Consider the following 14,033-nt stretch of genomic DNA (forward strand, 5'->3'; position numbering starts at 1 on the left):
CTGACTCAACCTGACTTTTATTTACTTTTCATGAAAAATAGGGCCGCATTCGCCTGATTATTTCGCCGCCAAGATCTGATTTCAGGTGACTTCGCGGCGGCTGATCAATAGCTATGCTGAAATTGTTCCGGTAGCGAGGGCTAGTGGCTGAGGTGATGTCCACGCCATCGATTAGATGAACGATATCACAAGTCGCTGCTCCCGACACCGAAATGTTCTACCTGAAGAGGTTTAACTTCATGCCCCGTTTAATTCTCACTGAACTTCCTAGCCAGACCGCCGATTTAAATTGCCCCAACTGCCACAGTTCTCACACCATCGTGGCTCATACCGATGATCACTATGTCTGTTTGAACTGTGGTTGGAGTCGAAACTTGAATGAATCGCCTAGCTTCTGGAATGCGATCGCAGCTTTTGCCTCTGCGCTAATCGTAATGCTGATTCTCATATAGATCTCGTGATCTCATAACAACTTTCGTGCTCAGATTCCGGTTTTGCAAAACGCAAGCCGTGAGCCAACCAAAAGAGTGAATGCACCGAGCGCTGTCTAGTGTTGGAGACAGCGTTTTTTCTTTGGTCTAGGCTGCAGTGCATGTTGCAGCAGTGGTGTTCTGGTCGTGATATTTGGTTGTGTGAACGATACTCATAAACCAAACCTCACGACTATTGAGAGCCAGCCAAAATGCGAGTTAACAAAACACAACAATTTTTTCGCCGTTGCCGGAATATTCACCTAAATTCTGAATAAAAAAGGAGGTAAGGAAGTTCCACAGGATGTTAATTCCATGAAGCTCCAGAACAGACTGACAATTGTTATTCTCGCCATTTTTATTAGCGGTTGGATTATTGCCGGCTTATCTGCATTTACCCTAGAGCGACGTAATGCAGAGCAAGACACAATTCGCACCGCTCGGCTGCTGTTGAGCACCGCAGTTGCCGCTCGCAACTATACAACCGACCAGCTAGAACCGCTGTTAGATAATGAAACAACAACAGAATTTGTCAAGCAGACGGTTCCTTCCTATACCGCCCAGGAAATGTTCAAGTACCTGGGCGAAGAATATCGAGGTTATAGCTACCGAGAACCGGCATTAAATCCTACCAATCCTAATGATTTGGCCGAGGGCTGGCAAGTTGAACTGATCCAGTACTTTATTACTCATCCAGAAGTGCTTGAAATCACCGATCGGCGGATTGAACGAAGCGGACAAGAAACGCTATTTGTGGCTGAGCCGATTCGAGTCGATTCCCCCAGTTGCCTAGAGTGCCACAGTACACCGGATGTCGCGCCTGCTTCCTTGATCAACACATACGGCAGAGAACGCGGCTTTGGCTGGCAGCTTGATGAAGTCATTGCTGCCCGCGTCATTTCAGTCCCTACTTCACTGCCCAAACAGCAGGCAACAACATCGATCTTTTCCTACTTACTAATCATTGGCAGCGTGTTTTTATTGGCCTATGTCACGGTCAACGTTATTGTGCGTAAATGGCTGATCGTCCCGCTCAATCGCATTGCCGACGTGGTGGAAGAAATTAGCCTGCGCAAAACGGTGGCGGATGCCCAACTGCCCGAAACTCGCTCCGATTCATTAGGCCGATTGAGTCAAGCCATTAATCGACTACTCGTTAGCCTTAATAAAGCCCTGCTGAAAAAGTAATTTAGCCCCCAAACTCCCATGTTAAAAGCAAGAAGTTTGTTAGTCGCTGCATTGGCGGGACTGCTGCTGTTTGTTTATGTTTTTCTGATTAACAATCAGCAAATGGCTGCGGGTTCAATGCTGGAAATTATCAAAGCCATTATCTTAGTCTGTGCCAGCATTATCCTCGTTGATATTCTCTCTTTTATCCTAATTAATGTTTGGTTTGTCACTGCTCGCAACAAGCAGCCGTCCGATCTCTTAAAACTGGTTGTTTCAGTTCTGCTCTATGCCATCTGTGCATTTATTGTTTTCCGCTTACTCGGACGAGATATTACCGCTCTAGCCGCTACTTCGGCCTTGCTTGGTGCCATTTTGGGTTTTGCTCTCCAGACACCGCTCGGCAATTTCCTATCCGGTATTTTTCTCCAGTTTGATCAGCCATTTCACGTTGGCGATCGCATTCAGGTACAGGGCTATGAGGGCGTAATCACGACCATCGACTGGCGCACCACCGATATCCGGCTTGATTCGGGCGAAATGGTGCATATTCCCAATGGTGCGATCGCAAATGACTCCATCGTTGTGATCACCACAGAGCAGCCAATCTATCGCACTATTGACTTTGTGGCTCCAGCCACTGCCCCACCGAATCAGGTGATTGAAGTGGCTTGCAGCGCTGTACAGAACCAAGCCCATCCCAACGTCAATCCCGATCAGCCCGTCTTTGTCAAAATGTGGAGCTACAGCTTGAGCGACGTGCAGTACAGGCTGTTTTATTACCCTAAGCGCTATGACGCTGCCGCCGTCCATACCGACCCCGACCTGCTCCGCCGCATTTGGTACGCTCTGAGCCGCGCTGGTTTCGGCAATAACTACACGTCCAATGCCGCCAACCAAACGCAGTCACTGATTGCAGCAATTGAGTTCTTTCGGCCATTTAGCACTGCAGCTCAGCGGCAACTACTTGAACAGTCAAAGACGCTAATTTTCGATGCAGAAGAGGCCTTAGGCTTATGGAATTTACCGCCTCAGTCAATGTTTCTTGTGGTGAAGGGAGGCATATCAATTGACCAGGAACTCGTACCAAAGCTAGGTGTGATGACGGTTAAAGCGTTTAGCTTACGGCCAAAAAATCAAACCACTGTTACCTTAAGTCAAAAGTCCATTGATCGGGCGGCCACTCATTTAGCGCATCATTTGGGGCCAGTCGCATTTTCGCTGGCCGATCAAGCCGCAGAAACAGCCTCCTCTGCCTACTGGCTCTATCAAAATTTAGCTACCGAAATCCTCGATCCAAATGACCGACAGGAATTTCTCAGCCATCAGCCCAGAGTTCCCACTGAGCAATTTGGTCGAGGCGACTGTTTTGGAGAAATGAGTTTATTTCTCAGCCGATCTCTTCCGCTGGTAAAGATGATGACAACGGAAGAAACAGAGGTTCTAGCGATTACTCCTACGGCAGTCATAGCTGCACTCAAGCACGATAACCGTTCAATTACCGAGCTGAGCCAGCAGGTTGCTCGGTACCATACTGCAAACTTGCGAGGAACGCTACAGGCTTTTTCTACCGATCAACTGAGTGAACAGCAGATGGCCGAACAGATTCAGCAAAACTTTGCGGCTGATTTAAATGTTGAACTCAGGGATACGGTATAAATTAAGCGGATACGATCTATTGAATAGCACCATTCCGATGAAAAGTCCCTGGAGTTTACGCGACTACGTTTTTGCGGCCTTTATGACCATTGGCATGATTGCCTCGGCGTTTATTGTCGGCCCGTTTGTGCCACCGTTTCTCGATTTGGTCGTCTGGGCACCCTTTGGCGGCATCTTCATGACGCTCGGTATGGCGCGACTTCAGCGACGAGGCAGCGTTGCGCTGATGATCTTGCCCTTAGCCCTTGTGCTGGCCCCCCTTTCGCCAATCATCTTCGTTTACTTAGTGCTAACGACTCTGGTCACGGAAGCCGTCGTCTTTTTCCGGGGCAACTATCGCCCCAAAGCCAATCGCCTGTTGGGCACTGTCGTTTTCTTTGTGAGTGCGGTGCTGATCGGACTCGGCAGCATTCTGATGTTGGCCAGTCGAGCCAGTGCTGGAGCCGCGACTAGTGGTGGCCTATCGGAAATGCTGAGCCGATTTGCCACCTTGATCAATAATCCTTGGCTGATTGGCATCTTGGCTGTCGCCACGGGCTTATTGGGTGCCGTGGGCTGGTGGCTGGGAGAACGGATTGTGCAGCAGCTCAAGCGAGCAGGCAAGCTCGATGCTGAGTAAAATGAACCGCAAGCAGGTGCGATCGCAATCTCATCAGCTCCATCACAGCCCACTCAGCCCGATTAATCCATTTTTGAAAATTGGACTCAGTTTTGTCCTGCTGGGATTAGCGCTGTTTCTAGAAACCTTTTCTGCGATCGCGGTCTTAGTCAGCGGACTGCTGCTACTTCTGATCACCATTCGCGTTCCTCGACTGGTCATGCTGTATGCTCTGTTGACCATCATCGTCTTCACCGCCACCTCGGCTTGGCTCTTGGGCAATTGGAACGAAGCCACGTTTAGCACCCTGCGGTTATTGGCCATCTTGCTTCCCACTCCAATCCTGGCTCTGACAACGCCTCCAGCCGATCTGATCCGCGCGTTGCAGATGGTGCGGCTGCCCAGTTTCTTGACGCTCAGCCTCATGCTGATCTGGCGGTTCTTTCCCCTAATGCAGCAGGAACTGCAGCGCATTTGGGAAGCCAATCAGCTACGCGGCATCGACCTGCGCCACCGTCCCAGACAGTGGTTTTCCGGCCTGGTGGTGCCGTTGGTGTTTCAAATGGTGGCCTATGCCGACGAGGTCAGCATAGGGCTGCAAACTCGTGGCTACTCGCCCACAGAACCCCGCAGCAACAGCAAACCCCTCCGATGGCAATGGCACGATACGCTATTTTGCATTGTCACCGCAGGGTGGCTGGGGTTAATTATCCGTTTAGAGTATGCCGGGTAGGGGCGAATGGCCATTCGCCCCTACGGGAGGATCATCACTACACCGACTTTCTGATCAATAGACTTTATCGGAAATTGTTTTGTAGCGCGGCTTCGCCGCGCTACAAAACAATTTCCAACCCCAAAAACTTTATTTCCAATAAAGTCTAATATAAAAACTAACCTGCTGAGTTCTAAACACTGAGCGGAACCTTCGTGCCTGTGCGGGTGCCGACTTTTTGAACTTGCACAGGTGTCCGTTGTCCTAAAGTCACACCTCGCCGTCCGGGTTGGACGGGCCGAGTGTTGGTTAGCGCTAGATCAACCTGGGTCAGAATCGTGCCCAAGACAATTTTTAGTTCATACTGCGCTAGGGCAGCGCCGACACAGCGCCGCACGCCGCCGCCAAAGGGCATAAACTCATAGGGCGAAAACTGCCGTTCCAGGAAGCGTTCTGGGCGGAAGACCTGTGGTTCAGGATAGAGGTCTTCCCGTTGGTGAATCAGGTAGATCGACCCCATGATGAATTCACCGGGTTCAAGCGGATAGCCGCACAGTTCCATCGGCACTTCTACACGACGGGGAAACGTCAGCATCGCTACGGGATGAATCCGCAAGGTTTCATTGCACACAGCGGTCAGATAGGGCAACTGCAGCAACTGGCTGGGATCAGCCGGATCCGCAACTGCATCCAGTTCGGCCAGCAGCTTTTGCTTTACCTCTGGCCGCGCATGAATCCAGTAGAGCGCCCAGGTCAAGGCTGTAGCGGTTGTTTCATGCCCTGCCACGAGTAAAGTCATCAACTCATCGCGCAGATCCTGATCGGAAAGGCCATTGCCGTCTTCATCTTTAGCCGCCAACAATAGCGACAGAATATCAATGCGATCGCAATCGGGATTAGCGCGGCGTTCTTGAATTTCGGCAAACAGCAGCCGATCGGTTTGCTCTCCCAGTTGACGCAGCCGATGACCAGGACTCCAGGTGCCATAGTCCTTTTGTAACCAGGGCAGAAATGCGATCGCAGATGCCAGCGGTGTACCCGTCAGATCCAGCCGCGCTCCCAGGAGTTTCTCTAACTGAACATAGCGTTCTCCCTCATGCAGACCAAACACGGCCTGGAGAATAACCCGCATCGTAATCTGCTGCATGGCTTGCCGCACCGGAAACGACTTGTGCATTGGCCACTGCTCAATAACGTTTTGCGCGATCTGCTGAATTAGTTCTCCGTATGCCTGGAGACGCTCACCATGAAATGGCGGCATCACTAACTGGCGTCGCTGCCGATGCTGATTCCCGCTGAGTAAAATCAAATTTTGCCGACCAATAAACGGCTCCAAAATTTCGTTGACCTCTCCCGGTGCAGAAAATTCTTTGCCAGTATCATGAGTCAGCATGTACTGCATCGCTTTGGGATTATGCAGCATGACCAAACGAGCGCCGTTCATCAGCACGTAGGCGTAAAAGATGTCGCCATAGCGCTCAAAGTTAGTGGTCATGTAACCCACTGGATCGAAGATCCACTGGATCATCTGCAAGATGTGGGGGGTTTTAGGGGTGGGCACCGTTTGTCTCGTCATGGTTTTAGTTGGGGGTCAACAACACGTTTGAGCAGGATACACAATCATCCCGATGGTCTGGGGGGCAGGGCATGATAGTTGCCGGATAATGCCATGATATGCCCAGAATAAGTTTCGATGACAGTCTGTTCTCCAGACCGCTGTTGAGCACTGGAACTGCTGATTTTTAAGTTTGCAAGATGATGACAACTGCCTCAAACGCGTACCGCAATCAATCAGCACCACTTTTAGAAGTCGTTGATCTAGCGTTTACCCACATCGGGCAACCACAACCAACCATTCGAAATATTTCCCTGAAGCTGTATCCACGGGAACTCGTGGTGCTGGCAGGAGCGACAGGTAGTGGCAAAAGCACATTGCTCAATTGTCTAACCGGGATTGCGCCAGAGCATACAGGCGGCCAGCTGGTGGGCCAGATTCGCTATCAGGGAGATGAGATCAGCGCCTGGTCGATTCGGCAGCGATCGCAGATTATGGGCATCATGCTGCAAAACGTGGAGACGCAGTTGTTTACCGACCAGGTGTGGGAAGAAATTGTCTTCGGGCTGGAAAATTGGCACCTGCCCCCAGGAGAAATGCAGGACTTGGCTCAGGCGGCCATTGTGGAATTCGACTTGGTAGGGCAAAAAGACTGGTCAATTCGACAGCTTTCAGCAGGACAAAAGCAGCGCTTGCTCCTCGCCTGTCTGCTCACTCGCCAACCTGATCTGCTGCTGCTGGACGAACCCTTCGCCTTTCTCGATACCGCTGGAGTAGAACTGCTGCTCCAGCTTTTGCAGCAGCGGATCGCGCAGGGACAATCGGTATTACTGATTGAACATCGGTTAGAGCTATTGCAGGACAAGTGCGATCGCGTTTATCACATTGAAGCCGGACAAGTGCAGCCAATCGACCATTTGGAACCGCTAGTTCATGCACCAGACGAAGTACAGTTTCCGCCTCATCTGCCAGCCTCAACTCCCAAAGCACCCGCCATCTTGCAAACTCGCGACCTCAGTTGGGACGGATACGCCCCCTTTCCAGACCTACAGGTAAATGCAGGCGACATTGTGCTGCTGCGAGGGGAAAACGGCTGCGGTAAAACCACGTTACTCAGATTGATCAGCGGTTTACTCAAACCGACAACTGGACAAATCATCGTGCAAGGTCAAGACGTGACCCGCCAAAGTACCGTACAGCGAGCCAAAACCATTGGCTTTGTCCTCCAAAATCCGAATCATCAGCTCTTTGCTGAGAGCGTCGTTACGGAAGTTCAGCAGCCTGGTGTTGATCCTGATCAGGCCCAAAAGCTTTTGATCCAGCTTAATCTCAGCTATCGAGCAGAACAGCATCCCCACGCTCTGTCTCAGGGACAGAAGCGACGGTTAGCGCTGGCAGCCGTACTGGCACGTCAACCACAAATTTGCCTGCTCGACGAGATTATGGTCGGGCAAGATGCCACATCGCTCCATCTGATGCTCGCAGCACTAAAGGAATTCACCGATCAGGGTGGAACACTAATTTTTACATCTCACGATCCGAGCGTTGCAGCAGTTTTGCAACCGTGCGTCATTGATCTGGTTAAGCGTTATCGTTATCCAAATTAATCAAAGCAATAACGAGCCCAATTTCAATACAGCATTTACGTTTTATCCAGGCTAGGAATTGCGATATTGACGCAATTGTCGATATTCATCATGCTCATGTTTTAGATAGAAGTGCTCTCCATTCGCACGGTTTTCTTTTAACTCGAACTAATAAAGCAGAAATCGACCAGTATCTTCAGCAATCCGTTCAGTACTTTGTTGCCATTAATTATGATGCTCAAGTAGCTGGCTTCCTAGCTTTATCACCACCCAAAATCAATAATAGACTTCATCGGAAATTGTTTTGTAGCGCGGCTGAGCCGCGCTACAAAACAATTTCCGATGAATTAAAACAGTTGCAATTCACCCGAATAATATGAGCAACGGCATTGCCCAGTTTATGTATCAATCCATGTGCGAAACATTTCCAAACTCGTGCTTTTCTACCTTCGTCGCCACAAAATCGATCTTAAACGAGCGATCGCTGATATTTCATCAAAAGCAAGGCTTTCAGCAAATTGGAACATATCAAATCGATACGTTTATGAAATTAGCAAACTATCCAAGCGTCTTGTTCTTCAAATAGTTGCCAATTATTTGACTGCATACATAAATTTACATTTTGTACTAGGTTTCAGACCCGGAAGAGGTCTTTTTATTATTCCATCACGGCAGCAAAATAATCCCTTTTAATTCCCAATCCACCAGATATCAAGTTATGAGCAAATAGCCTCTCATCGAGAATTAAACCTAGTTCCAACTTATTTTGTGTCAGCGTTCCTGAGCAATGGTCTTCTGCCATTCAACGATGAGGCAATCAGCCAATTGCGAACCCAGTTGTCGTGATAGCGGAAGCCGTTGAGTTGCTCAAAGGGGCATAAGCACCCGCCCATTGCTTTGCGAGTCTTGCGACAAAAGGGATGGAAGTTCCAGAGTAAGGCCATCGAGCGCACCGACTGTTCCGCCGAGTCCCAGAATCCATGAAAATCTTGCATGGCATACAAGATGCGGTCAAGATAGTTCATCGGACGGTCAACCTGATTGCTGGTGCGATAGGCGTCAGGGAAGTCAAAGGCGCGTTGGAAGACGTGAGATTTGTCGTTGAGGCGTCGCAAGCGAGCGTCAATGGCCTGGGGCAACGCGTGGGTGTTCACCCACTCCAGCAACCGACGCAACCGTTGAGCAAAGTGACGTTTGCTCTGGCCCCGATACAGATGCCAAAGCTTGTCGGCTAGTTGCTGACCCAGGACTGGTTTAGAGCGGCACCCATCGCGAATTTTAATCACCTCATGCAGGAAGCACAGAATCCAGACCAGGCCAGGGAATAGCTCCTCCCAAGCGGCTCGGGTGGCCTCCCAACCATCAGTCGTCACCGTCTCGGGCGCATAGTCGGGAACATGATGGGCAGCTTCCTGCTGGAATACCCCATAGGCTGCGGTTAATCCATCCTGACCCGCATTGGCACTGAGACTGGCTCCCAGGACGCACCCTTGCGCCGCTGTCACTGCCAGATAGACTCGCTGCCCGTGCCAATCACAATGCTTCTCATCGGCAACTAGATGGGGGGGAGCGCCGTTTCCCTTTTGAGGGTACTGCCCACAATCGAGGCTCGACCGAACGACTGACAGAGCCGATACCAGTGCATCTCAGAACGGCCCAGCACATAGGCAATCCCCTCATACGACAGGCCATGCTTTCTTAAATAGAGCGCTTTGTCGGCCATCTCCGCCGTCTCGCTCATGTACGGCATCACCAAATCGGGACGCAGTTGATAAGCCTCTCCGGTACTCGGCAGCAAAATCCGCCGGGTCTTGAGCTGTTGACGAGAGGACTCGACCCATCCGTGAAAGCGATAGCCTGCCTCAATCCCGTCGGGAAACAGTTCCGGGTGGGATGCGATCTGCTCGTTGAGATACTGGCGAAAGGCTTCCCGGTCTTCTACTAAGACCTCGTAGTCAAGGTCGTCTGCAATGGGCAGACAAATCGTTTTATCGCCTGCTGTGCCACGCTTGCGTCGTTGCTGAGCCATCGGCTTTGGCCTGCTGAACTCTCTGCCTCAATTCTACTCAACACAAACTTGGGTGGAACTAGAATTAAACTATCTCTTTCATTAGCATTAGATGCTGTTAAACTATTGCTGAAGATAGATAAGGCAATTGTTTCCGCTTACTAGGATGAAGACCTACTACATTCCGATTGAGGAACGATTATGGCTTTTAATCCTTTGGCAGAAAAAGGTATTCCGCTAGATCAACAGTTGCGCAACTGGACAGAGTTAAATGTGCAGCCGTACAAAACCGATCAAGTTGATCCCTATACGCGCACTCGTGTGATTACGATGAACGGGATCGAAACTGAGTCAATTTTCTTTTCCCATCAGTTTGCTCGTCACACGGCTGATCCCGATGTACGCAAATATCTGGCTCAGTCGCGACGGATTGAGCAACAGCAGCAAAAGGCTGTTAACTGGCTAATTCCGGCAACCGAATCCACGCTGCAAGTCACCATTGGTTATGAGCAAGTCGCCGTTGATTTAACGGCATACTTAGCTCGAACAGAGCCTGATCCTTATCTCAAGCAGGCGTTTGAGTTTGGTCTACTGGAAGATTTCGATCATCTCTATCGCTACGCCAACCTGCTGGACATGCTAGAAGGCAAGAAGGCAGAAGAACTAACCGGACGACTGACGGAAATTATGCCCGGTCGCCCCACTGCAGATGAGCATCGCCACCCGATTGATGATGTTCGCAAACCAAGCGATCGCAAACAGGCTAATCCCATATCTCTGCTCCACGCAATGACGCTGGTTGCGGCTGAACAGCAAACCATGAATTTCTATATGAACGTGGGCAACCGCCCGATGGAGCCACTGGCTCGGGGCCTGTATCTAGAAATTGCCGAGATTGAAGAGCAGCACGTTACCCATTACGAATCTCTGCTCGATCCGACAGCCTCCTGGTTTGAGCGAGACGTGATGCATCAGTACAACGAATGCTATCTCTATTACTCGTTTATGCAACAGGAACCTGATCCTCGGATTAAGCAAATCTGGGAACTACATCTCAATATGGAAATTGAGCATCTCCGCTTAGCCTGCGAAATGATGCGCAAGTACGAAAATCGTGACCCAGAAGAATTTCTGCCCAAAGAACTGCCAGAACCCGTTCTATTCCAAGAGAACAAAGATTATATCCGTCAGGTTCTAGAGTCTCAGGTATCGCTAACGGGCGATGAGACACAATTTGTACCCGTTGATAACTTATCTCGCGATCACCGCTACTTCCAGTATCAGCAAACGGTCAATCAAGGCGGTGTACCCAGCGAACAGGTCATCGAGGCGCACGAGCGCAATATGGGCGGTGACTATCGGTCTCAAACGGAAGGCAACCATCCGATTTCTGCTGCTCAGGTGTAGTTCTTTGATGGAGTAGGTTAGCTTAGCTTGCATCTTGCATCAAAGCTCAAATAAAACCCAAACAAAACCCAGAAAGATTAGACTTTATCGGAAATTGTTTTGTAGCGCGGCGTCGTCGCGCTACAAAACAATTTCCAACCCCAAAAACTTTATTTCCAATAAAGTCTATTATTTACCGCTACAATGCGATGGTAAATAACCTCTCGGGTTCTCAATACCGAATCTGAGTAAAACAGGACAAGACTAACTCACGGCACTAATGGCTTTAGATATATCTGACCCAAGTAGTGGCCTAACCATTTTGTCTGGCGTTCTGTCTGCCGGACTGGCTGTTACTCATCTGCTGGCCAGAAATCTACAGTTTCTTCACATGGTTCCTCGCAGCCGCTGGCTCTCGTTTGGCAGCGGCGTTTCAGTTGCCTATGTCTTCGTTCACATTTTGCCGGAACTCAGCGAACAGCAGGAATCCATCCAACAGTCACTCAACACGCAGCTTTTATTTTTAGAAAACCACGTGTATTTGATTGCGCTGGTTGGCGTTGCCGTGTTTTATGGGCTGGAACGACTCAGTAAGCAGTCCCGACAGCAAAATCAGGCGACTGGGGTTGGAGATGTGACTGAACGACATGTCTTTTGGATACACATCCTGTCATTTGCGGCATACAACGCCTTAATTGGTTATCTGTTGCAGCATCGCGAACGTCCAGGATTAACCAGTCTGTTTACATTTGCGATCGCAATGGGGCTGCACTTCATCGTCAATGACTACGGTTTGCGACAAGACCACAAGAAAACCTACGACCAAATTGGTCGCTGGATCTTGGCTACCGCCATTATGGTGGGCTGGGCAATTGGTGCAGGAACCGAAATTCACCAGGCTGCGATCGCAGTTCTGTTTGCGTTTTTAGCCGGAGGCGTCGTGTTAAACGTAGTAAATCTCGCGGGGCGCTCAAATTCCTATCCCCGCCGCAAGCGGACGGGGCATTACGGAATTTGCCCTTCGGGACGCACTCCCGCGCTACCACTAACGTGGCAAGCCACGGGGAATTAGACCCACAGAGATTAAAAGAAGAGCTGCCAGAAGAGCGCAAAAGCCGCTTCGGAGCATTCGCCTTGGGAGCCGCCAGCTATGCAGCTTTATTGTTGGCGATTTGAAATTAGTAATTTGAAATTAGCGATTTGGAATTAGCGGTTTGAAACCCGCTTTACCAGGTGCAAGCTGTGAGCATTTTTCCCTAGGAGTCTCCCTTTAGAGGGTAGCAGGAACAACGACTGCCCATTACGGTGCAAAGAAACCTAACTGATTGTGCTAATCGCCATAGCAGCAGTTGGGCTAGTCGCTCGTTTCTCGTTGCTCTTTACGTTTTAGAACAAGTGGATCTCGTTCCTGTCAAAACGCCCCTGGTCGAAGAACTTCCCCAAACAGAAGTTTCTCAGGCAGTGCTGCCGCTAATTCCCAATACTGAGCCAGGGGAACTCGTTCACCCCGTTGATGAAAAAAATGCCATTCGCCGTAGTCTCTGGGCCTCTAGCCTAGATGGGCTGTTTGCCACCATTTATGTGCAAACCAGCAGCGGAGTACTGCTGAGTAATTTTTTAGTCGAGCTACAGGCTAGCCCTGCCGCCATTGGCATGATCATTTCGGTGCCGATGCTGGCCAATCTAGTGCAACCCTTGGGGGCTTCTTGGTCAAACCGCACCGAGAGTCGCAAAAATTTTGGATTTTGGGTCAATGCCCCGGCCCGTCTGCTGTGGTTGATTTTAGCCCTCGGCATTGGCGCAATGACCTGGGGCTACTTGAGTGCGTTTCATTTAGTCTTTTTATCACTGGCGGTAGTTCTGGTCAGTTCGTTCTCGAACGGGTTGGGAACGGCATCTTGGCTGAGCTGGCTGGCATCGCTGGTGCCTCGCCAGCTCCGAGGACGCTACTTTGGCCTACGCAACAGCATTGCCAGCCTGACGGCTCTGCTAGCCGTGCCCTTGGGCGGACTGCTCGTTTCTCGCTGGCCCGGTGGATCGCTACAAGGCTATAGCGTAGTGCTGGTGCTGGGAGTGGTCGCTGGGCTGATTAGCTTAGGGTTTCAGCGATTAATGGTGGACGTTAACCCCCAGGATCAAATGCAGCTCCTGCGTAAACAGCAGCGCTGGGGAGAGCGCCAGAATTCACCAACCGAAGTAATTAGAACTTGGTTTTGGCAGGATACAAACTTTCTGATTTTCCTGACCTACTTTGCCATCTGGAATTTTTCGGTCAACTTGAGCAATCCCTTTTTCAACCTGTATCTGCTGGAAAAGCTGAAGCTAGATGTCACTCTGGTCACGCTCTACACCAGTCTCTCTGCGGCAGCGACTTTGTTCATGCTGGTGATTTGGGGACGGGTAGCCGATCGGGTGGGTAATCGCATTTTGCTGCTGGGAGTGGGGCTAGTGGTAGCCATCATCCCGGTTTTGTGGATTGGTACTGGAGCCGATAGTCTATCCGTTTGGCTGTGGTTTCCGCTGCTGCATATGCTAGGCGGCGGCACCTGGGCAGCCATTGATCTGTGCTTGAATAATATGCAAATCAGCATTGCACCGATCCACAACCAGCCAGGCTATTTTGCGATCGCAGCCGCTATTGCTGGCGTTTGTGGTTCCCTCGGCACCGTCACGGGCGGCTACATTGCTGAAGTCATCGGCTACACCGGACTATTTGGAATATTCATGCTGTCTAGCGTTCTGCGATTGGTTGCGCTCATGCCGTTGTTATTTGTCGAAGAGGGCCGCTCCATCCGCCACATCCTGCGCATCTGGTTTCCCGGTCGCTCGTCATTGACATCGTGATTCGTCGTTCCAGCGATCAATAGTCCTCAAAATTCTGGCGCGGACAAT

General features: G+C 50.4%; 12 protein-coding genes. 9 read left to right on the top strand and 3 right to left on the bottom strand.

Annotated elements, in window-relative coordinates:
• Nucleotides 1–239: 239 nt before the first annotated feature.
• The 5 genes from AC286M_RS03730 to AC286M_RS03750 all read left to right on the top strand — a co-directional run bounded on the left by AC286M_RS03730 (nucleotide 240) and on the right by AC286M_RS03750 (nucleotide 4,627).
• Nucleotides 240–452: a TFIIB-type zinc ribbon-containing protein gene (locus tag AC286M_RS03730; protein WP_488203106.1), complete on the top strand. Its 213-nt coding sequence runs from the start codon at nucleotides 240–242 to the stop codon at nucleotides 450–452.
• Nucleotides 453–785: 333 nt separating this feature from the next.
• On the top strand, nucleotides 786–1,658 hold the full coding sequence (locus AC286M_RS03735; RefSeq protein ID WP_488203107.1) for a Tll0287-like domain-containing protein: 873 nt from the start codon (nucleotides 786–788) through the stop codon (nucleotides 1,656–1,658).
• A gap of 18 nt (nucleotides 1,659–1,676) precedes the next feature.
• Entirely contained in the window at nucleotides 1,677–3,296 is a 1,620-nt protein-coding gene (locus AC286M_RS03740) for a mechanosensitive ion channel family protein (RefSeq protein ID WP_488203108.1), read from the top strand.
• A gap of 37 nt (nucleotides 3,297–3,333) precedes the next feature.
• A complete protein-coding gene (locus tag AC286M_RS03745; protein WP_488203109.1) occupies nucleotides 3,334–3,915 on the top strand; it encodes an MptD family putative ECF transporter S component in 582 nt (193 codons plus the stop codon).
• Complete coding sequence (locus AC286M_RS03750) at nucleotides 3,905–4,627, top strand: energy-coupling factor transporter transmembrane component T family protein (RefSeq protein ID WP_488203110.1); 723 nt, start codon at nucleotides 3,905–3,907, stop codon at nucleotides 4,625–4,627. The genes AC286M_RS03745 and AC286M_RS03750 overlap by 11 nt, the downstream gene beginning before the upstream one ends.
• Before the next feature lie 172 nt (nucleotides 4,628–4,799).
• Here the strand turns inward: AC286M_RS03750 and AC286M_RS03755 are convergent, their stop codons facing one another.
• Nucleotides 4,800–6,182 (bottom strand): cytochrome P450, encoded by a 1,383-nt coding sequence (locus tag AC286M_RS03755; protein ID WP_488203111.1) that lies wholly within the window; start codon nucleotides 6,180–6,182, stop codon nucleotides 4,800–4,802.
• Between the two features lie 179 nt (nucleotides 6,183–6,361).
• On the opposite strand from AC286M_RS03755, the gene AC286M_RS03760 reads away from it, so the two are divergent.
• The gene (locus tag AC286M_RS03760) at nucleotides 6,362–7,768 is read left to right on the top strand and encodes an ABC transporter ATP-binding protein (protein WP_488203112.1); all 1,407 of its coding nucleotides are present in this window, start codon (nucleotides 6,362–6,364) and stop codon (nucleotides 7,766–7,768) included.
• Between the two features lie 740 nt (nucleotides 7,769–8,508).
• Here AC286M_RS03760 and AC286M_RS03765 read toward each other — a convergent pair.
• Together AC286M_RS03765 and AC286M_RS03770 are read right to left on the bottom strand one after the other, a co-directional pair.
• On the bottom strand, nucleotides 8,509–9,252 hold the full coding sequence (locus tag AC286M_RS03765) for a hypothetical protein (RefSeq protein ID WP_488202632.1): 744 nt from the start codon (nucleotides 9,250–9,252) through the stop codon (nucleotides 8,509–8,511).
• 50 nt (nucleotides 9,253–9,302) lie between these two features.
• Nucleotides 9,303–9,776, bottom strand: coding sequence for a hypothetical protein (locus AC286M_RS03770; protein WP_488202633.1), 474 nt, complete (start codon nucleotides 9,774–9,776; stop codon nucleotides 9,303–9,305).
• 180 nt (nucleotides 9,777–9,956) lie between these two features.
• On the opposite strand from AC286M_RS03770, the gene AC286M_RS03775 reads away from it, so the two are divergent.
• The 3 genes from AC286M_RS03775 to AC286M_RS03785 all read left to right on the top strand — a co-directional run bounded on the left by AC286M_RS03775 (nucleotide 9,957) and on the right by AC286M_RS03785 (nucleotide 13,985).
• Nucleotides 9,957–11,162: a hypothetical protein gene (locus tag AC286M_RS03775; protein WP_488203113.1), complete on the top strand. Its 1,206-nt coding sequence runs from the start codon at nucleotides 9,957–9,959 to the stop codon at nucleotides 11,160–11,162.
• 259 nt (nucleotides 11,163–11,421) lie between these two features.
• Nucleotides 11,422–12,213 carry a hypothetical protein gene (locus AC286M_RS03780; protein WP_488203114.1) on the top strand — a complete coding sequence of 264 codons (792 nt, stop codon included), beginning with the start codon at nucleotides 11,422–11,424 and terminating at the stop codon, nucleotides 12,211–12,213.
• A 323-nt stretch (nucleotides 12,214–12,536) separates the two neighbouring features.
• Nucleotides 12,537–13,985, top strand: coding sequence for an MFS transporter (locus tag AC286M_RS03785; protein WP_488203115.1), 1,449 nt, complete (start codon nucleotides 12,537–12,539; stop codon nucleotides 13,983–13,985).
• Nucleotides 13,986–14,033: the final 48 nt, after the last annotated feature.

The organism is Thainema salinarum CENA647 (assembly GCF_057732415.1).

Coding starts and splice junctions, on each gene's coding strand:
- AC286M_RS03730 (WP_488203106.1), top strand. CDS start 240: ATGCCCCGTTTAATTCTCACTGAACTTCCTAGCCAGACCGCCGATTTA.
- AC286M_RS03735 (WP_488203107.1), top strand. CDS start 786: ATGAAGCTCCAGAACAGACTGACAATTGTTATTCTCGCCATTTTTATT.
- AC286M_RS03740 (WP_488203108.1), top strand. CDS start 1,677: ATGTTAAAAGCAAGAAGTTTGTTAGTCGCTGCATTGGCGGGACTGCTG.
- AC286M_RS03745 (WP_488203109.1), top strand. CDS start 3,334: ATGAAAAGTCCCTGGAGTTTACGCGACTACGTTTTTGCGGCCTTTATG.
- AC286M_RS03750 (WP_488203110.1), top strand. CDS start 3,905: ATGCTGAGTAAAATGAACCGCAAGCAGGTGCGATCGCAATCTCATCAG.
- AC286M_RS03755 (WP_488203111.1), bottom strand. CDS start 6,182: ATGACGAGACAAACGGTGCCCACCCCTAAAACCCCCCACATCTTGCAG.
- AC286M_RS03760 (WP_488203112.1), top strand. CDS start 6,362: ATGATGACAACTGCCTCAAACGCGTACCGCAATCAATCAGCACCACTT.
- AC286M_RS03770 (WP_488202633.1), bottom strand. CDS start 9,776: ATGGCTCAGCAACGACGCAAGCGTGGCACAGCAGGCGATAAAACGATT.
- AC286M_RS03775 (WP_488203113.1), top strand. CDS start 9,957: ATGGCTTTTAATCCTTTGGCAGAAAAAGGTATTCCGCTAGATCAACAG.
- AC286M_RS03780 (WP_488203114.1), top strand. CDS start 11,422: ATGGCTTTAGATATATCTGACCCAAGTAGTGGCCTAACCATTTTGTCT.